At 74.1% G+C, this 19,589-nt stretch carries 20 protein-coding genes and 1 riboswitch; of the genes, 13 read left to right on the top strand and 7 right to left on the bottom strand.

The genetic code is table 11. From position 1 onward, the window contains the following. The first annotated feature begins 11 nt into the window (after positions 1-11). Entirely contained in the window at positions 12-1,139 is a 1,128-nt protein-coding gene (locus tag H508_RS0105450; RefSeq protein WP_026373322.1) for a cysteine desulfurase family protein, read from the top strand. An 11-nt stretch (positions 1,140-1,150) separates the two neighbouring features. On the opposite strand, the gene H508_RS14730 is transcribed toward H508_RS0105450, so the two are convergent. Together H508_RS14730 and H508_RS14725 are read right to left on the bottom strand one after the other, a co-directional pair. After that, positions 1,151-1,744 carry a DUF2238 domain-containing protein gene (locus H508_RS14730; protein ID WP_051222809.1) on the bottom strand — a complete coding sequence of 198 codons (594 nt, stop codon included), beginning with the start codon at positions 1,742-1,744 and terminating at the stop codon, positions 1,151-1,153. Beyond that, positions 1,741-2,511, bottom strand: a complete 771-nt coding sequence (locus H508_RS14725; RefSeq protein WP_035254167.1) for a glycosyltransferase family 2 protein — start codon at positions 2,509-2,511, stop codon at positions 1,741-1,743. The genes H508_RS14730 and H508_RS14725 overlap by 4 nt, the downstream gene beginning before the upstream one ends. Before the next feature lie 57 nt (positions 2,512-2,568). Here H508_RS14725 and mnmA point away from each other — a divergent pair, with 57 nt between their 5' ends. Together mnmA and H508_RS0105430 are read left to right on the top strand one after the other, a co-directional pair. Further along, positions 2,569-3,693, top strand: a complete 1,125-nt coding sequence (mnmA, locus tag H508_RS0105435) for a tRNA 2-thiouridine(34) synthase MnmA (RefSeq protein ID WP_026373321.1) — start codon at positions 2,569-2,571, stop codon at positions 3,691-3,693. Beyond that, positions 3,690-4,061, top strand: coding sequence for a nuclear transport factor 2 family protein (locus tag H508_RS0105430; RefSeq protein WP_026373320.1), 372 nt, complete (start codon positions 3,690-3,692; stop codon positions 4,059-4,061). The genes mnmA and H508_RS0105430 overlap by 4 nt, the downstream gene beginning before the upstream one ends. An 11-nt stretch (positions 4,062-4,072) precedes the next feature. Here H508_RS0105430 and H508_RS16650 read toward each other — a convergent pair whose 3' ends face one another. Together H508_RS16650 and H508_RS0105420 are read right to left on the bottom strand one after the other, a co-directional pair. Next, positions 4,073-4,570, bottom strand: a complete 498-nt coding sequence (locus H508_RS16650; RefSeq protein WP_021011398.1) for a hypothetical protein — start codon at positions 4,568-4,570, stop codon at positions 4,073-4,075. A gap of 8 nt (positions 4,571-4,578) precedes the next feature. After that, positions 4,579-4,989 (bottom strand): DUF4383 domain-containing protein, encoded by a 411-nt coding sequence (locus tag H508_RS0105420; protein ID WP_021011397.1) that lies wholly within the window; start codon positions 4,987-4,989, stop codon positions 4,579-4,581. Positions 4,990-5,132: 143 nt separating this feature from the next. Here H508_RS0105420 and ligA point away from each other — a divergent pair, with 143 nt between their 5' ends. From ligA to H508_RS0105405, 3 genes are read left to right on the top strand one after another with little or no spacing between them, the layout of a single operon-like run. After that, on the top strand, positions 5,133-7,508 hold the full coding sequence (ligA, locus tag H508_RS0105415; RefSeq protein WP_026373319.1) for an NAD-dependent DNA ligase LigA: 2,376 nt from the start codon (positions 5,133-5,135) through the stop codon (positions 7,506-7,508). After that, positions 7,505-8,656, top strand: coding sequence for an AAA family ATPase (locus H508_RS0105410; RefSeq protein ID WP_026373318.1), 1,152 nt, complete (start codon positions 7,505-7,507; stop codon positions 8,654-8,656). The genes ligA and H508_RS0105410 overlap by 4 nt, the downstream gene beginning before the upstream one ends. Before the next feature lie 57 nt (positions 8,657-8,713). Next, entirely contained in the window at positions 8,714-9,709 is a 996-nt protein-coding gene (locus H508_RS0105405) for a phosphotransferase enzyme family protein (RefSeq protein ID WP_026373317.1), read from the top strand. A 14-nt stretch (positions 9,710-9,723) separates the two neighbouring features. On the opposite strand, the gene H508_RS14715 is transcribed toward H508_RS0105405, so the two are convergent. After that, positions 9,724-10,797 carry an Rv2578c family radical SAM protein gene (locus H508_RS14715; RefSeq protein WP_051222807.1) on the bottom strand — a complete coding sequence of 358 codons (1,074 nt, stop codon included), beginning with the start codon at positions 10,795-10,797 and terminating at the stop codon, positions 9,724-9,726. Positions 10,798-10,862: 65 nt separating this feature from the next. On the opposite strand from H508_RS14715, the gene H508_RS16645 reads away from it, so the two are divergent. The 5 genes from H508_RS16645 (at position 10,863) to H508_RS0105375 (ending at position 15,594) form a co-directional block, all read left to right on the top strand. Beyond that, entirely contained in the window at positions 10,863-11,834 is a 972-nt protein-coding gene (locus H508_RS16645; protein ID WP_051222805.1) for a YdcF family protein, read from the top strand. A 37-nt stretch (positions 11,835-11,871) separates the two neighbouring features. Beyond that, complete coding sequence (gene gatC / locus H508_RS0105390; protein ID WP_026373316.1) at positions 11,872-12,171, top strand: Asp-tRNA(Asn)/Glu-tRNA(Gln) amidotransferase subunit GatC; 300 nt, start codon at positions 11,872-11,874, stop codon at positions 12,169-12,171. Further along, complete coding sequence (gene gatA, locus H508_RS0105385) at positions 12,171-13,697, top strand: Asp-tRNA(Asn)/Glu-tRNA(Gln) amidotransferase subunit GatA (RefSeq protein ID WP_035254166.1); 1,527 nt, start codon at positions 12,171-12,173, stop codon at positions 13,695-13,697. The genes gatC and gatA overlap by 1 nt, the downstream gene beginning before the upstream one ends. Beyond that, a complete protein-coding gene (gatB, locus tag H508_RS0105380; protein WP_035254164.1) occupies positions 13,694-15,205 on the top strand; it encodes an Asp-tRNA(Asn)/Glu-tRNA(Gln) amidotransferase subunit GatB in 1,512 nt (503 codons plus the stop codon). The genes gatA and gatB overlap by 4 nt, the downstream gene beginning before the upstream one ends. Before the next feature lie 116 nt (positions 15,206-15,321). Then, positions 15,322-15,594 carry a GlsB/YeaQ/YmgE family stress response membrane protein gene (locus tag H508_RS0105375; protein WP_021011387.1) on the top strand — a complete coding sequence of 91 codons (273 nt, stop codon included), beginning with the start codon at positions 15,322-15,324 and terminating at the stop codon, positions 15,592-15,594. 64 nt (positions 15,595-15,658) lie between these two features. On the opposite strand, the gene H508_RS0105370 is transcribed toward H508_RS0105375, so the two are convergent. Further along, positions 15,659-16,588 (bottom strand): LLM class F420-dependent oxidoreductase, encoded by a 930-nt coding sequence (locus tag H508_RS0105370; protein WP_026373313.1) that lies wholly within the window; start codon positions 16,586-16,588, stop codon positions 15,659-15,661. An 86-nt stretch (positions 16,589-16,674) separates the two neighbouring features. On the opposite strand from H508_RS0105370, the gene H508_RS0105365 reads away from it, so the two are divergent. Further along, entirely contained in the window at positions 16,675-17,709 is a 1,035-nt protein-coding gene (locus H508_RS0105365; protein ID WP_026373312.1) for an LLM class F420-dependent oxidoreductase, read from the top strand. Between the two features lie 103 nt (positions 17,710-17,812). Beyond that, complete coding sequence (locus tag H508_RS0105360; RefSeq protein WP_425393450.1) at positions 17,813-18,667, top strand: DUF3097 domain-containing protein; 855 nt, start codon at positions 17,813-17,815, stop codon at positions 18,665-18,667. On the opposite strand, the gene H508_RS0105355 is transcribed toward H508_RS0105360, so the two are convergent. Beyond that, positions 18,664-19,425 (bottom strand): SGNH/GDSL hydrolase family protein, encoded by a 762-nt coding sequence (locus tag H508_RS0105355; RefSeq protein ID WP_021011383.1) that lies wholly within the window; start codon positions 19,423-19,425, stop codon positions 18,664-18,666. The two genes, H508_RS0105360 and H508_RS0105355, sit on opposite strands and share 4 nt — an antisense overlap. A 46-nt stretch (positions 19,426-19,471) precedes the next feature. Next, a riboswitch (TPP riboswitch) is annotated at positions 19,472-19,581 on the top strand. Positions 19,582-19,589: the final 8 nt, after the last annotated feature.

Raw genomic sequence — 19,589 nt, 5'->3', positions numbered from 1 at the left:
GGTAGGGGAGCGTGCACCAGTTCGATCACGCCGCCTCGACGCCGATGCGCGAGTCGGTGCGGCAGGCGCTCGCGACGGCGGCGCCGCTCGCGAACCCCGCGTCGACGCACCGCGAGGGCCAGCGCGCCCGGGCGGTGCTCGAGGAGGCGCGCGAGCGCCTCGCGATCGCCCTCGGGTGCCACCCGACCGAGGTCGTGCTCACCTCCGGCGGCACCGAGTCGATCAACCTCGCGCTCAAGGGCGCGTGGTGGGCGGCTCGCGACGCCGGGGCCGCAGGCGCGATCGTCGTGCCCGTCGCCGAGCACCACGCGACGCTCGACGCCGTCGCGTGGCTCGAGGCGCACGGCGCGCCCGTGCGCTGGGTGCGCGTCGACGAGCAGGCGGTGACCGACCTCGACGCCTTCCGCGCGGCGCTCGAGCAGGGCGGCGCCGCGGTCGCGACGATGCTCGTCGCGAGCAACGAGGTCGGCTCGCTCCAGCCCGTGCGCGAGGCGGCGGATGCGTCGGCGCGCGCGGGCGTGCCCCTCCACCTCGACGCCGTGGGCGCCTTCGGGCACGTGCCGCTGCGGTTCGTGGACTCCGGCGCATCGCTCATGAGCGTCGCGAGCCACAAGATCGGCGGACCGCACGGGGTCGGCGCGCTCGTCGTGGGCCGCGATGTGCGGCTCGAGGCGCTGCACCACGGCGGCGGGCAGCAGCGCGGCCTCCGCTCGGGCACGCAGGACGCGCTCGGGGCCTCGCTCTTCGCGCTCGCCGCGGAGGAGGCGCTCGCCGAGCTCGACGCCGAGGCGACGCGCCTCTCAGCCATGACCGACCGCATCCGCTCGCTCGCCCGGACCCTGCCCGGCGTGCGGATCCTCACCGCCGAGGAGCGGCTGCCGCACATCGCCCACCTCGTCGTCGAGGGCGCGAGCGGCGAGGCGCTGCAGTTCCTGCTCGACGAGGCGGGCTTCGCCGTCTCGAACGGCTCGGCGTGCTCGGCGGGCGTCGCTCGCGAGTCGCACGTCGTGCGCGCGTGCGGCGTCGAGGGCGCGGCGCCGCTGCGGCTCTCGCTCGGCCGCACGACGACGGCGGCCGAGGTCGACGCGCTGCTCGCGGCGCTCCCCGGCGCGATCGAGCGCGCGCGGTCGCTCGGCTGAGGGCGCGCGGGTCAGCGCTCGCGCAGCTCGCCGGCGGGGTCGGCGGTCGCCCGGCCGCGCTCGCGCCGCTCACCCGCCTCGACCGCGAGCACGGTGATGAGGGCGCCGATCGCGTCGGCGACGAGGTCGGTGAGCGTGTCCTCGTAGCCGACGCCGATGTCGGGCGTGATGAGCGCGTGGCCCGCCCACTCGCCGAGCTCCCACAGCAGGCCGAGCATCGCGACCGCCGTCGTGACGTGGAGCACGCGGGCCGCCCGGCCGCCTGGCTCCGCGGGCAGCAGCCCCGTGCCCAGCAGGATCGTGCGCGTCAGCAGCGCGAGCACGGCGCCGCTCGCGAGGTGCGCCGCGAGGTCGAGGCCGGGCACGACCTGGTAGGCCCCGATCGCGGCGAACCACGCGGAGGCGCCGAGCACGACCTGGCCGACGACGTCGGCGGGCACGCTCATGCGCGCGAAGCGCAGCGCCATCGTGCCGCCGAGCGCGAGCAGCATCGCGGCGGCCGCCGGTCCGCCCGCGACGAGGTAGGCGGCCGGCACCGAGACGGCGATCGCGACGCGCAGCCAGTCGGTCGCCAGCCAGCGGTCCTGCCCCTCGAGCCAGCTCATCGCTGCGCCTCCCCGACGAGCAGCCCGCGGCCCGAGACGCGGTGCAGCCAGCGGCGGCCCGCCGAGCCGTCGATCGCCCAGTTGCGGCGGAAGGTGCGCATCGCCATCGCGACGCGTCGGCGAGCGGCATCCCGGCTGTGGAACATGCGCCCCTCGGCGCCGACCTGCAGCCGCGGCTCGAAGCGCAGCCGCGCGCGCGGGCCGAGCCGCATCGTGAGGTCGAGGTCGTCGTGCACGCTTGCGTCGAGCCGCTCCACCTCCGCCGAGACCGCCGCCCACGCGGTGCGGCGCAGCGCCATGTTCGAGCCCCACAGCGGCACGTTCGCGATCGCCGCGCCGCTCGCGCCGAACGTGCCGATGGCGTAGGCGACGCTCGCGACACCGCGCCACGGGCGCGGCAGGTCGATGAATCGGCCGGGCCCGGTGAGGCCCTCGAGCGCGGGATCGGCGGCGAAGGCGTCCCGGATGCGCTCGACCCAGTCGGGCGGGACGACCGAGTCGGCATCGCAGCGCGCGATGACGTCGCCGACCGCCGCGTCGTAGCCCGCTGCCGCCGCCGCGGGGATGCCGCGCACCGGCTCCTCCACGACGCGCGCGCCCGCGGCGCGCGCGACGTCAGCCGAGCCGTCGGCGCTGCCGTTGTCGACCACGACCACCTCGAGCGGCGCGACCGACTGCGCGGCGAACCGCTCGAGGCAGCGCGCGAGCGCGCGCTCGTCGTCGAGCACGGGGATCACGACCGAGATCGTGAGCGGCGCAGCGGTCACGCTGACAGCCTGGCACCTCCGGCCACGAGATCGCTGGTGCTCGATAGCCTTGTCGGGATGAAGGTGCTGGCCGCGATGTCCGGCGGGGTCGACTCCGCCGTCGCTGCCGCGCGCGCCGTCGACGCCGGGCACGAGGTCGTCGGCGTGCACCTCGCGCTCAGCCGCATGCCCGGCACGCTCCGCACGGGCAGCCGCGGCTGCTGCACCGTCGAGGACGCGATGGATGCGCGTCGCGTCGCCGACCGGCTCGGCATCCCGTTCTACGTGTGGGACTTCTCCGAGCGCTTCGCAGACGCCGTCGTGCAGGACTTCGTCGACGAGTACGCCGCGGGCCGCACGCCGAACCCATGCCTGAGGTGCAACGAGAAGATCAAGTTCGAGGCGCTCCTCGACCGCGCGATCGGGCTCGGCTTCGACCGCGTCGTCACGGGCCACTACGCGCGCGTCGAGCACACCGAGCGCGGACCCGAGCTGCACCGCGCGGCGGACTGGGCGAAGGACCAGTCGTACGTGCTCGGGGTCCTCACGGGCGCGCAGCTCGAGCGCTGCTGGTTCCCGCTCGCCGACACCCCGACGAAGGCGGCGGTGCGAGCCGAGGCGGCCGAGCGCGGGTTCCTGCTCGCGCAGAAGCCCGACAGCCACGACATCTGCTTCATCCCCGACGGCGACACGCGCGGCTTCCTCGCCGAGCGGCTCGGCGCCGAGCCGGGCGAGATCGTCGATCGCGAGGGTCGCGTCGTCGGCTCGCACGAGGGCGTGCACGGCTACACAGTCGGCCAGCGGCGCGGCATGTCGCTCGGCGTGCCCTCGCCCGACGGCCGCCCGCGCTTCGTGCTCGAGGTCAAGCCGCAGTCGCGGCAGCTCGTCGTCGGCCCGAAGGAGGCGCTCGCGGTCGTGCGCCTCGCCGGCACCCGGATCTCGCACGCCGGCGCACCGCATCCGCAGCTCGCCGACGGCCTCGACGTCGAGGTGCAGATCCGCGCCCACGCCGACCCTGCGCCGGCTCGCGGGCGGATGGTCGGCGACGAGCTCGTCATCGATCCGGCCGAGCCGCTCTCGGGCGTCGCGACCGGGCAGTCGGCGGTGCTCTACGAGGGCACGCGCGTGCTGGGGCAGGTGACGATCGACCGCACGGTGGCGGCGGACGCTGCCGAGCGTCTCGCCGAGGCGGACGCGGCGTGAGCGTGCTCGACGAGCTGCTCGAACTCGAGCGCGCCGGCTGGCGCTCGCTGTGCGAGTCGACGGGCGATGGGTTCTACGGCCGCCTCATGACCGACGACGGGCTGATGGTGCTCGTCGACGGCTCGGTGCTCGACCGCGCGGCGGTCGTCGCCTCGCTCGGCCACGCGCCGCCGTGGGCGTCGTTCGAGATCCGCGAGCCGCGCGTCGTCGCCGTGGGGGCGGAGTCGGCGGCGCTCGTCTACACGGGCGTCGCGCGGCGCGAGGGGATGGAGCTCGTCGCCCGCATGTCGAGCGCGTACGTGCGCGTCGACGGCGAGTGGCGGCTCGCGCTCTACCAGCAGACGCTCGCCGGTCCCGTCGAGGGCTGAGCGAGCTCGGGCTAGTGCCCGACGTGCTCCTCGACCTCGAGCACGGCGCCGTGCTCGCCGTGCGGCTGCGCGAAGGCGCCCGCGTGCGTGCCGGTGAGCGCGATCGTCGCGACGGGAGCGACGACGACTGCCGCGCCGACGAGGACGAGCAGCGCCGCGATCGGCCCCGGGGCGTCGTCCGTGCGCGGTCGTCGCGCGAGCAGGCCGGCGGCGGTGAGCGCGAGCGCCGACTCGGCGAGCATCGGCCCGAGCGGCAGGGTCGCGGCGGCATCGCGCACGACGAGCAGCGTCGCGAGCCACGCGAGGGTCGGGAGCAGCAGCGGAGCGGCGACGGCCGCGAGCGGGAGCCGCGCGCCGCGGAGCGCGAGCACCGAGACGACCGCTTGGCCGGCGCCGGCTGCGAGGAGCGGCACGGCGAGCCACAGCGGAGCGGCGGCGCCCACCGCGAGAGCGATGAGCGCCGCCCCGAGCGCGGCGATGGCGCCGCAGAGCTGCGTCAGCGACGCCACCGTCGCGCCTAGACGGCCGCGCGGCGCGGAGCCGCGTCGCGGTCGAGGGCGAGGCCCACGCCGAGCAGCACGATCGCCGAGCCGAGGTGGAGGAAGTGATCGGGCGTGTTGAGGGCGAGGATGTTCGCCGGCGTGTCGACGATGAAGAAGCCGACGATGCCGACGAGCAGGTAGACCGCGCCGACGATGACGTTCACGCGCTTCGCCGCGGGCGTGCTGCGGAGTCCCGCGAGCAGGAGCGCCGCGCCGATCGCGAGGTGGACGATGTTGTGGAGGTGGTTGACCTGGAAGACGCCGAGCAGCAGGGCTCCCTCCTCGCCGACGACGTTCGTGCCGGCGACGAAGAGGCCCAGGAGGCCGACGAGCAGGTAGACGGCGCCGAAGATCGTGGCGACGAGGCGGTTCGGTGAGCGGGACATTGCTTCCTCCTGGAGGTCCGGCCGGCGGTGGGGTGCCCGTCTCGGTGACGTGCGCCGGTCGTGCTGGGTTCGGAGCCCGGGCACGGCCGGATTGCCCGGATGCCGCCAGCCTCCCTGTGGGTCGCTGTGTGCAGAATGAACGCATGGTGGGAATCGGTGCAGAGGGCTCGCTCAGCGACGCGAACGAGCGGGCGCAGGAGCTGCGGGCGCGGATCGAGGAGGCGAGCGCCGCCTACTACGACCGCGACGCGTCGATCATGTCCGACGCGGAGTACGACGCGCTCGTCCGGGAGCTCGACGCGCTCGAGCGCGAGCACCCCGAGCTGCAGAGCCAGGACTCGCCCACCCAGTCGGTGCAGGGCGGCACGACGAGCGGGCTCCCCACGATCGAGCACCGCGAGCGCATGCTGAGCCTCGACAACGTCTTCTCGATCGACGAGCTGCGCGAGTGGTGCGCCAAGACCGAGGCCGCCGCCGGCCGCGAGGTCGCGTGGCTCACCGAGCTCAAGATCGACGGGCTCGCGATCGCGCTGCGCTACGAGCGCGGCAGGCTCACCTCGGCCGCGACGCGCGGCGACGGTCGCGTCGGCGAGGTCGTGACGACGAACGCGCTGCGGGTGGCCGGCATCCCGGAGCGGCTCGCGGGCGACGACCACCCCGAGCTCGTCGAGGTGCGCGGCGAGGTCTTCATCCCCGTCGCCGCGTTCGAGCGGCTCAACGCGCTGCAGGCCGAGCTGCGCGAGCGCTCGATCGCCGAGGACCGCGCGAAGTGGGAGAAGCGATCGGCGGCGAGCCGCGGCGACTTCGACGAGGAGCGCGCCGCCGATCGCGCCGCGAAGCGCTTCCCCGCGTTCGCGAACCCCCGCAACGCCGCCTCCGGCGGCCTGCGGCAGCAGCTCGAGAAGAAGACCGGGCTCGAGCGCGAGGCGGGCGAGGCGCGCATCGAGGCGCTCTCGATGTACGTGCACGGCTTCGGCGCGTGGGGCGATCCGCCCGTGCGGGCGCAGAGCGAGGTCTACGGCCTGCTCGAGTCGTGGGGGCTGCCGACGAGCCCGCACGTCGAGGTGCTCGCGAGCGTCGACGAGGTCGTCGGCTACGTCGAGCGCTTCGGCGAGCAGCGGCACTCGATCGAGCACCAGCTCGACGGCATCGTCGTCAAGGTCGACGAGCTCTCGCTCCACGCCGAGCTCGGCATCACGAGCCGCGCGCCGCGCTGGGCGATCGCCTACAAGTACCCGCCGGAGGAGGTGCACACGAAGCTGCTCGACATCGTCGTGAGCGTCGGCCGCACCGGGCGGGCGACGCCCTACGCCAACATGGCGCCCGTGCAGGTCGCGGGCTCGGTCGTGCGGCAGGCGACGCTCCACAACCAGGACGTCGTGCGCGTCAAGGGCGTGCTCATCGGCGACACCGTCGTGCTGCGGAAGGCCGGCGACGTGATCCCCGAGGTGCTCGGCCCCGTCGTCGAGCTGCGCGACGGCACGGAGCGCGAGTTCGTCATGCCCGAGGGCTGCCCCGAGTGCGGCACGACCCTGCGGCCGATGAAGGAGGGCGACATCGACCTCCGCTGCCCGAACGCGAAGGACTGCCCCGCGCAGGTGCGTGGCAGGGTCGAGCACATCGGCAGCCGCGGTGCCCTCGACATCGAGGCGCTCGGCGAGGTCACCGCCGCGGCGCTCACGCAGCCGCGCGTGCCGGCCGAGCCGCCGCTGCCGACCGAGGCGGGCCTGTTCGCGCTCACCCTCGAGCAGCTCGTGCCGATCGAGGTCGTCGTGCGCGACGCCGAGACGGGGCAGCCGAAGCTCGACGACGACGGCGAGCCGGTCGTGCGCCGCCCCTTCCAGGTCGTCCGCCGCGAGTACCCGGCGGGGGCCGAGTCGATGACGCCCGCGGAGCGGCGGAAGGCGGGCATCAAGCAGGTCGAGGTCGCACATCCGTCGAAGCAGGCCGAGACGCTGCTCGCCGAGCTCGAGCGAGCCAAGACGAAGGACCTCTGGCGGCAGCTCGTCTCGCTCAACATCCGCCACGTCGGTCCGGTCGCCGCGCGCGCGCTCGCCGGCTGGTTCGGGTCGCTCGAAGCGATCGAGGCCGCGACCCCCGCCGAGCTCGCCGAGGTCGAGGGCGTCGGCCCGATCATCGCCGACGCGGTCGTCGAGTGGCTCGCGGTCGACTGGCACCGCGAGATCGTCGACGCCTGGCGCGCAGCGGGCGTGCGCTTCGCGACCCCGGGTCACCCCGGTCCCGGCGCGGCAGCCGAGCGCGGCGGCGTGCTCGTCGGCCTCACGGTCGTCGCGACCGGCTCGCTCGAGGGCTACTCGCGCGAGGGCGCCGAGGAGGCGATCATGGCCGCCGGCGGCAAGGCTGCCTCGAGCGTGTCGAAGAAGACCGACTTCGTCGCAGCCGGTCCCGGCGCAGGCTCGAAGCTCGCGAAGGCCGAGTCGCTCGGCGTGCGCATCATCGACGCCGCGCAGTTCCACGTGCTCGTCACCGAGGGCCCCGATGCGCTCCCGGCGCCGTGATCGACCGGCTCGCGATCGAGGGCTATCGCTCGATCCGCTCGCTCGTTCTCGACCTGGGGCAGCTCACCGTCGTGACGGGCCGCAACGGCAGCGGCAAGTCGAGCCTGTATCGCGCGCTGCGCCTGCTCGCCGCGGCGGGGCGGGCGCACGCGGTGGGCGAGCTCGCCCTCGACGGGGGACTGGATGCGGTGCGCTGGGCGGGCCCGGAGCGGATCGCCCGCGCGGTGCGCGATGGCGGGCCTACGCAGGGCCTCATCCGCACGGGTCCCGTCGCGCTCAGGCTCGGCTTCGCCTCGATCGAAGGGCTCGGCTACGCGATCGACCTCGGGCTGCCGATCCCCGAGCAGAGCCTCTTCGACCGCGACCCCCACATCAAGCAGGAGCACGTCTTCGCTGGCCCCGACCCGCGGCCGGCGAGCGTGCTCGTCGAGCGCCGCGGGCCGCTCGCGCGCGTGCGCGGCGACGACGGCTGGCGCGAGCTGACACGTGGCCTCCGGACGTGGGAGTCGGTCCTCGACGAGCATGCGGGTGCGGCCGACGCGGCGGAGCTCGCGGGCGTGCGGCGTTCGATGCGCCAGTGGCGCTTCCACGACGCGCTCCGCACCGACGCGGGCTCACCCGCGCGGCAGCCGCAGGTCGGCACGCGCAGTCCGCGGCTCGACGACGACGGCGCCAACCTCGCCGCCGTCCTGCGCACGTCGATCGAGGGCGGCTTCGATCGCGACATCGAGCGCGCCGTCGCCGACGCCTTCGACGGCTCGCGGCTCGAGACGGTGATGGTCGAGGGTCGCATGACGCCCGCGCTCCGCCAGCCGGGCATGCTGCGCCTCCTCACCGCCGCCGAGCTCTCCGACGGCACGCTGCAGTTCCTGCTGCTGCTCGCCGCCCTCACCTCGCTCGAGCGGCCGAGCCTCGTGGTGCTCAACGAGCCCGAGCGCAGCCTGCACGCCGAGCTCATTGCGCCGCTCGCATCCCTCATCCGCCGCGCGGCCGAGCAGACGCAGGTCGTCGTGGTCACGCACCAGCAGCAGCTCGTCGACGCGCTCGGCGGCACGCTCGTCGAGCTCGAGAAGCAGCACGGCGAGACGCTCGTCGCCGGCCGCGAGGGTCCGCTCGACCAGCCGCGTTGGCACTGGCCGAAGCGCTGACGCGCTGCGGACGCCGATCTCAGCAGACTCGGCGGATGCGCGCGTAGGTTCTGGGGCATGGCTCAGCGAGACGAGGTCCAGGCGGCGTTCGGCGAGGTGCTCACGATCGAGCCGGGCGAGTCGCTCTCGCCCTGGAGCGAGGTCTGGCCGGCGCGCGTGCACGGCGGCGACGGCGACGTCGCGGCGGTCGTGAAGCGCACGTGGAGCGCTCCCGTACCGCTCGAGGCGTGGCAGCGGGCGCTCGTCGCGCACGGCATCCGCACGGTGGCCCCGCTCGTGCCGCCCGTCGCGGTCGGCAGCGGTGATCAGGCGGAGCCGTTCGACGCCGCCACCACCGGCGGCGGGGCCGGTGACGAGATCGCCGATGACGAGAACTGGGTCGCATACCCGCGGCTCCGCGGCCGCGAATGGGATGGCGGCGCAGACGACCTCGGGGCGGCCGGGCGGCTGCTCGGCCGCATGCACGCAGCCTCTGCCGGGCTTGCCATCGACGGCTTCCCACCGTTCGAGTGGGGCAGCGCGGACCGGCGCTCGATCGACGAGGACATCGACGCGATCCGCGACAGCGCCGCGCAACACTGGCCGCACTCCGATGCATCGCGCTGGATCGCCCAGCTCGACGGCTTCGCCGACCTGCTCGAGCGGATGCGCGCGGCCGACGTCCCCGCGATGCCCGTCTCGCTCGACCACCGCGCGGTCAACCTGCTGTTCGACGACCAGGGCGCGCTCGCGCTCGACCTCGAGAACGCCGCGTTCGCGCCGCGTATCCTCGACCTCGCGGTCGCGGCGCTGCTGTTCCCGCTTGAGCACGTGGGCTCCGGCGGGAGCGCGCTCGGCAGCGACGAGTGGGCCGCGTTCCGCGGCGGATACCTCTCCGAGGCGCACCTCACGCAGGAGGAGCGCGACATCTGGCCCACCGCGCTCACCTACATGAAGCTCGAGTGGGGCACGTGGCACCTCACGGAGGGCGTGGAATCGGAACCGGAGGGGAACCTCGGCTACCTCGACGACCTGCTGACGCTCGACGAGCACGCCCGCTTCCCGCTGCACTGAGGCGGCGCCGCCGCTCAGAAGAGCGTCGCCGCCGCGAGCATCGGCTCGCCCGACGTGCTCGGCAGCTGCTTCGCGCGGTTGCTCGGCGCGACGGCCGAGATGCCGGTGCCGGGGGCGACGACGGTGCGGCCGAGCCCATAGCGGCGCTGCAGCGGGCGGATGCGGTCACGCAGCCACGAGCGGTAGTCGGGGTGCGCGTAGGACCCGAAGCGGCCGCGCGCGTCTCGGTAGACCCGGTCGTAGAGCGGCAGCAGCTCGGGATGCTCGGCGCGGAGCCACTCCAGGTACCACTCGCGCGCGCCGGGTCGCAGGTGCAGGGCGCTCGCGATCGCGCTCGTCGCGCCCGCCTCGGCGATCGCCGCGAACGCTCGCTCGAGGTGCTCGCGCGTGTCGGTGAGCCCCGGCATGATCGGCATCGCGAAGACGGCGCAGTCGAGCCCCGCCTCGCGGACGGCGCGCACCGTCTCGAGCCGCGAGCGCGTCGTCGGGGTGCCGGGCTCGACCTCCTGCTGCAGCTCGTCGTCGAAGATCGCGATCGACATCGCGATCGAGACCGGCACGTCGCGCGCGATCGACTGCAGCAGCGGCAGGTCGCGCCGCAGCAGCGTGCCCTTCGTGAGGATCGAGATCGAGGCGCCGTGCCGTGCGAGCGCGCGCAGCACGCCCGGCATGAGCCGGTAGCGGCCCTCCGCGCGCTGGTACGGGTCGGTGTTCGTGCCCAGCTGCACGGCGTCGACGTCGCGGCGCGGCCCCGCGAGCTCGCGCTCGAGCACCTCGACGAGATTGGCCTTCACGACGATGCGGGAGTCGAAGTCGGCGCCCGCGTCGAGGTCGAGGTAGGTGTGCGTGTTGCGCGCGAAGCAGTAGCGGCACGCGTGCTGGCAGCCGCGGTAGGGGTTGATCGTCCACGCGCCGCCCATGAAGCCGTCGCCCGCGACGTGGTTGAGCGCGCTCTTCGCCGTGATCTCGAGGAACGACATGCCGTCGAACCCCGGAGTCGGCCATGACTCGAGCACGCTCGAGCGCTCCTCGAGGCCCGGCAGCGCGTCGTCGTCGACGTGCGTCGCGGCTTGCGTCTCCCATCGCATGGCCATCATTCGAACACACGTTCGATCTTGCCGCAAGCGGCGCGCCGCCCGGTTAGGGTCGCAGCGTGACGGCGGTGCGGGGGCGGATGCGCGTGCTGGCTCCCGCGATCGTCTCCGGTGCGGTCGTGATCGCGATCGTCGCGATCGCCGGCGTCCTCGTGGCTGCGCCGGTCGCGCGCTGGCTCGACGCCGACGCTCGCGAGCCGCTCTGGGGCACCGTCGTCGTCGCCGCGGCGATCGCGACCACCACGCTCGGCGGCGCTTCGGCGTGGCACGGCCTCGTGCTCACGCGGCTCGTGCGCGTGCGGCTCGTCGACCGGCTCATCGCGGCGCTCGGAGTCGGCATGCTGCTGCTCGGCGCCGGCATCGTCGCCGCGGTCGGGATCGAGCCGGCGCTCGCGCGCGCCGCGCTGCTGCTCGCATCGCCGCTCTGGGCGGCGGGCCTCGGCTTCGCGGTGCTCGTCGGCGCGATGCTGCTGCACGCGCGAGCGCCGCTGCGCGAGCCGCCCGGCGCCGTGCTCATCCTCGGCGCGGGGCTCCGGGGGCGCGAGGTCGGCCCGCTGCTGCGCCGACGCGTCGAGCGGGGGGCGGAGGTCTGGCGCGCAGCGCTGCCCGGCCGGCCCGACGCCCGCATCGTCGTCGCCGGCGGCCAGGGGCCCGACGAGGTGCGCACCGAGGCGTCGGCGATGGCCGAGCACCTCACCGAGCGGCTCGGCGTGCCGCCCGGCGCGATCGACCTCGAGCAGGCGTCGACCTCGACGCGCGAGAACCTCGAGCTCTCGCGGCCCTTCCTCGCGGCGGAGCGGGCGCCGCTCGCGGTCGTCACGAGTGGCTACCACGCCTATCGCACCGCGTGGCTGCTCGCCGAGCTCGGCATCGACGGCGCCGTGGTCGGCGCGTGGACGCGCCCCTCGTACCGGCCCGGCGCCGTCGTGCGCGAGGCGCTCGCGATCGCCGCCGACGCGCGCCGGTGGTGCCTCGCGGCGGCACTCGCGATCGAGGCGCTCGCGGTCTGGGCGCTCGTCGTCGAGCCGTAGGATCGAGGGCGAACCCCCGCTGCCGACGAGGAGACGCATGTCCGAGATCACCCGCGACGACGTCCAGCACCTGGCTGGACTCGCTCGCATCGCGCTCACCGACGACGAGGTGACGAGCCTCACGAGCGAGCTGTCCGCGATCGTCGACGCGATCGCGACCGTGAGCGAGATCGCCGGCCCCGACGTGCCCGCCACGAGCCACCCCGTGCCGCTCTCGAACGTCATGCGCGACGACGTCGTCGGCGAGACGCTCTCGGCCGAGCAGATCTTCGCCGGCGCCCCGAGCCACGACGGCGAGCGCTTCCGCGTCTCGGCGATCCTGGGGGAGGAGCAGTGATGGAGCAGGCACAGAGCGGGGATCTCACCCGCCTCGCGGGCCATGAGCTCGCGGCGCTCCTGCGCAGCGGCGAGGTCTCGTCGGTCGAGGCGACGCAGGCCCACCTCGACCGCATCGCCGAGGTCGACGGCGACGTGCACGCCTTCCTCCACGTCAACGAGGCCGCGCTCGAGCAGGCGAGGGCGATCGACGAGCGCCGCGCCGCCGGTGAGGAGCTCCACGAGCTCGCCGGCGCCCCAGTCGCGATCAAGGACGTGCTCTGCACGGTCGGCATGCCCTCGACCGCGGGCTCGCGCATCCTCGAGGGCTGGATCCCGCCCTACGACGCGACCGTCGTCGCCCGCCTGGGGCACGCCGGCCTCGTCGCGCTCGGCAAGACGAATATGGACGAGTTCGCGATGGGCTCGTCGACCGAGCACTCCGCCTACGGCCCGACCCGGAACCCGTGGGACCTCGAGCGCATCCCCGGCGGCTCGGGCGGCGGCTCGGCGGCCGCGGTCGCGGCGTTCGAGGCGCCCTTCGCGCTCGGCTCCGACACCGGCGGCTCCATCCGGCAGCCCGCGGCCGTCACGGGCACGGTCGGCATGAAGCCGACCTACGGCGGCGTGAGCCGCTACGGCGCGATCGCGCTCGCCTCGAGCCTCGACCAGGTCGGCCCCGTGACCCGCACCGTGCTCGACTCGGCGCTCATCCACGACGTCATCGGCGGCCACGACCCGCTCGACTCGACGAGCCTCGAGCGCGAGTGGCCGTCGTTCGCGGCGGCGGCGCGCGAGGGCGCGTCGAGGGGCGACCTCGCGGGCGTCAGGGTCGGCGTCGTCAAGGAGCTCGACTCCGAGGGCATCGCCGCTGACGTGCAGGCGCGCTTCCAGGAGACCGTGCGGGTGCTGACGGATGCGGGGGCTGAGGTCGTCGAGGTGTCGTGCCCGTCGTTCGCGTACTCGGTCGCCGCGTACTACCTCATCCTCCCCGCGGAGGCATCCAGCAACCTCGCGCGCTTCGACTCGGTGCGGTTCGGGCTGCGGGTCGAGCAGGCCGGGCAGACGGTCGAGGACGTCATGGCCGCGACGCGCGAGGTCGGCTTCGGCACCGAGGTCAAGCGCCGCATCATCCTCGGCACCTACGCGCTCTCCGCGGGCTACTACGACGCCTACTACGGCTCGGCGCAGAAGGTGCGCACGCTCATCCAGCGCGACTTCGACGCCGCGTTCGAGCAGGCCGACATCCTCATCAGCCCCGCTGCGCCGACCACGGCGTTCAAGCTCAGCGAGAAGCTCGACGACCCGCTCGCGATGTACGTCAACGACATCACGACGATCCCGGCGAACCTCGCGGGCATCCCCGGCATGGGGCTGCCGATGGGCCTCGGCGACGACGGGCTGCCCGTCGGACTGCAGCTGCTCGCGCCGATGTTCGAGGACGAGCGGCTCTACCGGGCAGGCGCCGCGATCGAGGCGCTCCTCGCGCAGCGCTGGGGCGGCATCCTCGCCACCAAGGCACCCGAGCTCGCAGGAGGCGCCCGATGAAGGACAAGCTGATGGACTTCGACGAGGCGCTCGAGCGCTTCGAGCCCGTGCTCGGCTTCGAAGTGCACGTCGAGCTCGGCACGCGCACGAAGATGTTCTCCGCCGCGCCCAACCCCGCGCATCCGGACTTCCACGACGCCGCGCCCAACACGCTCGTCGACCCGCTGAGCCTCGGCCTCCCGGGGAGCCTGCCGGTCGTGAACGCCGAGGCCGTGCGCTACTCGATCTCGCTGGGGCTCGCGCTCGGGTGCGAGATCGCGCAGTCGTGCCGGTTCGCGCGGAAGAACTACTTCTACCCGGACACCCCGAAGAACTACCAGATCTCGCAGTACGACGAGCCCATCGCGTTCGACGGCGCCGTCGAGATCGAGCTCGCCGACGGGCGGCAGGTCTCGATCCCGATCGAGCGCGCGCACATGGAGGAGGACGCGGGCAAGCTCACGCACGTCGGCGGCTCGACCGGCCGCATCCAGGGTGCGGAGTACTCACTCGTCGACTACAACCGCGCGGGCGTGCCGCTCGTCGAGATCGTCACGAAGCCCATCTTCGGCGCCGAGCACGACGCGCCCGAGATCGCGAAGCGCTACGTCGCGGCGATCCGCGACATCGTGCTCTCGCTCGGCATCTCCGAGGCGCGGATGGAGCGCGGCAACCTGCGCTGCGACGCGAACGTGAGCCTGCGGCCCCGCGGCCAGGAGGCGCTCGGCACCCGCACGGAGACGAAGAACGTCAACTCGCTGCGCTCGGTCGAGCGCGCCGTGCGCTACGAGATCCAGCGGCAGGCGGCGATCCTCGCCGCGGGCGGCACGATCGTGCAGGAGACGCGGCACTGGCACGAGGACACCGGCGCGACGAGCCCCGGCCGGCCGAAGTCGGACGCCGACGACTACCGGTACTTCCCCGAGCCCGACCTGCTGCCGCTCGCGCCGAGCCGCGCGCTCGTCGAGGAGCTGCGCTCGCAGCTGCCCGAGCAGCCCGTCGCGCACCGCCGCCGGCTCAAGGCCGAGTGGGGGTTCACCGACCTCGAGTTCCAGGACGTCGTGAACGGCGACATGCTGCACCTCGTCGAGGCGACGGTCGTCGCGGGCGCCGCGCCCCAGGCCGCGCGCAAGTGGTGGACCGGCGAGATCGCCCGGCTCGCGAACGAGCAGGGCGTCGAGGCGTCGAGCCTCGTCGAGCCCGAGCACGTCGCGCAGCTGCAGGCGCTCGTCGACGAGGGCGCGCTGACCGACCGCCTCGCGCGGCAGGTGCTCGAGGGCGTCATCGCCGGCGAGGGCGCTCCCGCCGAGGTCGTCGAGGCGCGCGGGCTCAAGGTCGTCACCGACGAGTCGGCGCTCGTCGCGGCGGTCGACGAGGCGCTCGCGAGCCAGCCCGACGTGCTGCAGAAGATCCGCGACGGCAAGGTGCAGGCCGCCGGCGCGGTCATCGGCGCCGTCATGAAGGCGATGCGCGGCCAGGCCGACGCCGCACGAGTGCGGGAGATCGTCCTCCAGCGGGCTGTGGATTAGTCAGGTAGAGCCCAGGAACCTCCCAGGAACCTGCGCGAGTGTTGTCTCCAGTTCCGCACAGGCGGGGCTCGGCGGAGTGAAACCCTTGCACCGCTGCAGAGAGAAGGGACCACACTATGGGCATTCTCGGTTGGATCGTCCTCGGCCTCATCGCCGGTGCCATCGCCAAGCTGATCCTCCCCGGCCGACAGGGCGGCGGCTGGATCGTCACGCTGATCCTGGGCGTCGTCGGAGCGCTGCTCGGCGGCTGGATCGGCTCGATGATCTTCGGCGTCGGCATCGAGGAGTTCTGGGACCTGTCGACGTGGCTGCTGGCCATCGGCGGCTCGATCATCGTGCTCCTCATCTGGGGCCTGATCACCAAGAACCGCGGTCGCACCACGGCATAACCGCCGTCGCGACGCACGAGAGGGGGCTGCCTGCTGGCAGCCCCCTTCCGCGTGCCGCCGCGTCTCAGCCCGCGACGGGAGCGGCGACGCCCGCGAACGAGGCGAGCTCGTCCAGGTGGTCGAGGTCGGTCATGTCGAGCACCTGCAGGTAGACGCGCTCGACGCCGTCGTCGGCGAGGCGGCCGAGCAGGTCCTCCACCTCGGCGCGCGAGCCGGCCACGCCGTGCTCGCGCAGCTCCTCGGGGTCGCGACCGATCGCATCCGCCCGTCGCCGGAACGTCGCCTCGTCGTCGCCGACGCACGCGACGAGCGCGACCGAGCGCACGACCGGGCGCTCGCGCTCCTCGCGCTCGATCGCCTCATCGAGCGCGGCGAACAGCGGCCGGATGCGCTCGAACGGCGGGAACGAGAGGTTGTGCTCGTCGCCGAACTGCGCGGCGAGCCGTGGCGTGCGCTTCGCGCCCAGCCCGCCGACGATCACGGGGATGCGCTCCTGCACGGGCTTCGGGAGCGCGGGGGAGTCCTCGAGGCGGTAGTGGTCGCCGTCGAACGAGAATCGCGCGCCCGCGGGCGTCTGCCAGAACCCCGTCACGATCGCGAGCTGCTCCTCGAGCAGGTCGAAGCGGCGCTCGGGGAAGGGGATGCCGAAGGCGCGGTGCTCCTGCTCGAACCAGCCGGTGCCGAGGCCGAGCTCGACGCGGCCGCCCGACATCGCGTCGACGTTCGCGACCTGCACGGCGAGGATGCCGGGGAGCCGGTAGGTGACGGACGAGACGAGCGTGCCGAGCCGCACTCGCTCGGTGTCGCGCGCCAGGCCCGCGAGCGTCGTCCACGCATCCGTCGGCCCGTAGCCGGGGTCGCCGTCGCCCATCCGGAGGTAGTGGTCGGAGCGGAAGAAGCCGTCGAAGCCGAGCTGCTCGGTGCGCAGCGCGACCGCGAGCAGCTCGTCGTAGGAGGCGCCCTGCTGGGGCTCGGTGAAGATGCGGAAGTCCATGGGGCGAGCCTACGGAAGCGGCGTGCCGCTCGTGCATCCGGCACAAGCGAGCGGATGCGCGGGGCGGCGGTGGGCAGGATGGGGCCATGGACTTCGGCTACATGCTCGGCTACTGGAAGGCGGCGCCGCCCGCGGGGGCGCTCGAGGCGGTGCAGGAGGCGGAGCGGCTCGGCTTCGACTCGATCTGGACGTCGGAGGCGTACGGGTCGGATGCGTTCACCCCGCTCGCGTGGTGGGGTGCCGCGACCTCGCGCGTGCAGCTCGCGACCGGGATCGCGCAGCTCTCGGCGCGCACGGCCGCGTCGACGGCGATGACGGCGATGACGCTCGACCACCTCTCGGGCGGACGCGTCATCCTCGGGCTCGGCGTCAGCGGGCCGCAGGTCGTCGAGGGCTGGTACGGCCAGCCGTTCCCCAAGCCGCTCGCCCGCACGCGCGAGTACGTCGCGATCCTCCGCAGCATCATGGCGCGCGAGGCGCCCGTCACGGCGCCCGGCCCGCAGCTGCCCCTGCCGCTCACGGGCGAGGGCACGACGGGGCTCGGCAAGCCGCTCATCTCGACCCTGCACCCGCTGCGGCAGCACCTCCCCATCCACCTCGCCGCCGAGGGGCCGAGGAACACCGCGCTCGCGGCCGAGATCGCCGACGGCTGGCTGCCGTTCCTGTTCTCGCCCGCGCAGGACGCCGCCTCGCGCGCGCTGCTCGAGGAGGGCTTCGCGAAGCGCGACGCGGCGCTGCCGCCCGCGGATCGCTTCGAGGTCTCGGTGCCGGTGCCGATCGTCGTCGACGCCGACGTCGAGGCGGCGGCCGACCGGGTGCGGCCGATGATCGCGCTCTACGTCGGCGGGATGGGCGCGAAGGGCGCGAACTTCCACTACGACGCGGTCGCGCGGCTCGGGTTCGAGGCGGAGTGCGCCGAGATCCAGGAGCTCTACCTCGCGGGCCGCAAGGCCGAGGCGATCGCGGCGGTGCCGACGCGGCTCGTCGACGAGATCGCGCTCGTCGGGCCGATCGAGCGCGTGCGCGACGGGCTCGAGCGCTGGGAGGAGTCGGTCGTCACGCGCATCCTCGTGCAGGGCGACCTCGCGACGCTCGAGGCGGTCGCGCGCCTCCGCGGCTGACGGGCTGCGGACCGCGGCCCGAGACGGGCCGCGGCGCTGGGGTCGCGGCCGAGGCCCGAAAGGGCCTCGGCCCCAAGCTCCACCGCGCGGTACGATCGATCGAGTGCTGATCGACTGGGACTCGTGGGGCGGCGACGTGCTCTCGCCGGAGGCGAAGGCGGCCAGGAAGCCCCCGCCGCCCAAGCAGGTCGCGGCAGAGCGCGAGCTCGTCCTCGAGCGGCACGACGGCTACGTCGGCGCGGTCGTCGGCATCGAGGCGGGCCACGTGCAGCTCGAGGATCGGCGCGGCAAGGTGCGGCTGTTCCCGCTCGGCCGCGGCTTCCTCGTCGAGGGCGTCGAGGTCGAGCTCGTGCCGCCCGCGGTCGAGAAGAGCGCGCCGACTCGCACGGCGTCGGGCTCCCGCGCTGTCGAGGGGCTCAAGGCGCGCGTCGCGCTCCCGAGCCGCATCCTCGTCGAGGGCACCCACGACGCCGAGCTCGTCGAGCAGGTGTGGGGCCACGACCTGCGGGTCGAGGGCGTCGTGGTCGAGCCGCTCCACGGCGTCGACGACCTCGCGGGCATCGTCGCGGAGTTCGCGCCGAGCGCGACGCGCCGCCTCGGGATCCTCGTCGACCACCTCGTGCCCGGCTCGAAGGAGACCAGGATCGCCCAGGCCGTCGAGCGCGGTCCGCACGCCGCGCACGTGCGCATCGTCGGGCATCCGTTCATCGACATCTGGCAAGCCGTGAAGCCCGCGCGGCTCGGCATCGAGCGCTGGCCCGACGTGCCGCGCGGCGAGGACTGGAAGCAGGGCACGCTCAAGCGGCTCGGGATGCCGCACGGCTCCCAGGAGGACGTCGCGCGCGCATGGCAGCGCATCCGCGGCCGCGTGCGCGACTGGAACGACCTCGAGCCGGCCCTGCTCGCCCGCGTCGAGGAGCTCATCGACTTCGTGACGACGGGCCACTCGGGCGGCTAGGCGATCGGCGGCACCTCGACGAAGCCCGGCAGCTTCGGGTCGCGCCCGTCGCCGGAGGAGCGGCCCGTGAAGCGGCGGCCGAGCCACGGCAGCACGAACTCGCGGTAGTAGGCGACGTCGCGGCGGCCCTCGGCCGTCGAGATCGCGGCGAGGTCGCGCCACGACTCGGGCGCGGGGTGCCCGAGCGCGCGCAGCACGTTGCGGGCGACGTGCGCGTGCCCGGCGGCGTTGAGGTGCAGCCGATCGCGCGACCAGAAGCGGGGGCTCCGCAGCTCGACGTCCGACCAGTTGTCGACGTAGGGCGCGTCGAGGTCGGCGACGCGCGAGACGACCGCGCGCGCGAGCGCGTCGCCGCGGCGCTGCATGACGGCGCCGATCGGCATGACGCCCGAGGGGTTGCCGCCCGAGAGCATGATGGGGCGGATGCCCGCGGCCGCGATGCGGTGCGCGGCATCGGCGAGCCGCTCACCCACGTGGTCGATCGAGACCTTCGGCCGGAGGATGTCGTTGCCGCCGCCGTTGATGCTGATCGCGTCGGGGCGCAGCGCGATGGCCGCGTCGAGCTGCTCGTGCAGGATCTGGCCGAGCTTGCGGCCGCGGATGGCGAGGTTCGCGTAGCGCACGGGCGCGCCCTGGGCGGTCGCGAGGCCGGCGGCGACGAAGTCGGCCCAGCCGCGCACGGAGCCGTCGGGCAGCTCGTCGCCGACGCCCTCGGTGAAGCTGTCGCCGATGGCCACGAAGGATCCGATGTGCTGCATCCGTCGAGCCTACGCGCGCGCCGCGAGCGGCGCCTCGGGCTACACTGGCTGGCGACACGGGAGTCCGGTGCGCCGGGCTGAGAGGAAGGCCGAAGCCTTCGACCGTCAAACCTGATCTGGATCATGCCAGCGCAGGGAGGACACCTACCCGTGCCATTCCACCG

It is taken from the genome of Agrococcus lahaulensis DSM 17612 (assembly GCF_000425105.1).
Classification (GTDB): domain Bacteria; phylum Actinomycetota; class Actinomycetes; order Actinomycetales; family Microbacteriaceae; genus Agrococcus; species Agrococcus lahaulensis.
Note: the sequence above shows the minus strand (reverse complement) of the source record. Positions and strands in the feature narration are given on the sequence as shown.

Excerpts from the sequence above, each read along its gene's own strand:
- H508_RS14730 (WP_051222809.1), bottom strand. The coding sequence starts at position 1,744 with ATGAGCTGGCTCGAGGGGCAGGACCGCTGGCTGGCGACCGACTGGCTG.
- mnmA (WP_026373321.1), top strand. The coding sequence starts at position 2,569 with ATGAAGGTGCTGGCCGCGATGTCCGGCGGGGTCGACTCCGCCGTCGCT.
- H508_RS0105420 (WP_021011397.1), bottom strand. The coding sequence starts at position 4,989 with ATGTCCCGCTCACCGAACCGCCTCGTCGCCACGATCTTCGGCGCCGTC.
- ligA (WP_026373319.1), top strand. The coding sequence starts at position 5,133 with ATGGTGGGAATCGGTGCAGAGGGCTCGCTCAGCGACGCGAACGAGCGG.
- H508_RS0105405 (WP_026373317.1), top strand. The coding sequence starts at position 8,714 with ATGGCTCAGCGAGACGAGGTCCAGGCGGCGTTCGGCGAGGTGCTCACG.
- H508_RS14715 (WP_051222807.1), bottom strand. The coding sequence starts at position 10,797 with ATGCGATGGGAGACGCAAGCCGCGACGCACGTCGACGACGACGCGCTG.
- gatC (WP_026373316.1), top strand. The coding sequence starts at position 11,872 with ATGTCCGAGATCACCCGCGACGACGTCCAGCACCTGGCTGGACTCGCT.
- gatA (WP_035254166.1), top strand. The coding sequence starts at position 12,171 with ATGGAGCAGGCACAGAGCGGGGATCTCACCCGCCTCGCGGGCCATGAG.
- gatB (WP_035254164.1), top strand. The coding sequence starts at position 13,694 with ATGAAGGACAAGCTGATGGACTTCGACGAGGCGCTCGAGCGCTTCGAG.
- H508_RS0105375 (WP_021011387.1), top strand. The coding sequence starts at position 15,322 with ATGGGCATTCTCGGTTGGATCGTCCTCGGCCTCATCGCCGGTGCCATC.
- H508_RS0105370 (WP_026373313.1), bottom strand. The coding sequence starts at position 16,588 with ATGGACTTCCGCATCTTCACCGAGCCCCAGCAGGGCGCCTCCTACGAC.
- H508_RS0105365 (WP_026373312.1), top strand. The coding sequence starts at position 16,675 with ATGGACTTCGGCTACATGCTCGGCTACTGGAAGGCGGCGCCGCCCGCG.
- H508_RS0105355 (WP_021011383.1), bottom strand. The coding sequence starts at position 19,425 with ATGCAGCACATCGGATCCTTCGTGGCCATCGGCGACAGCTTCACCGAG.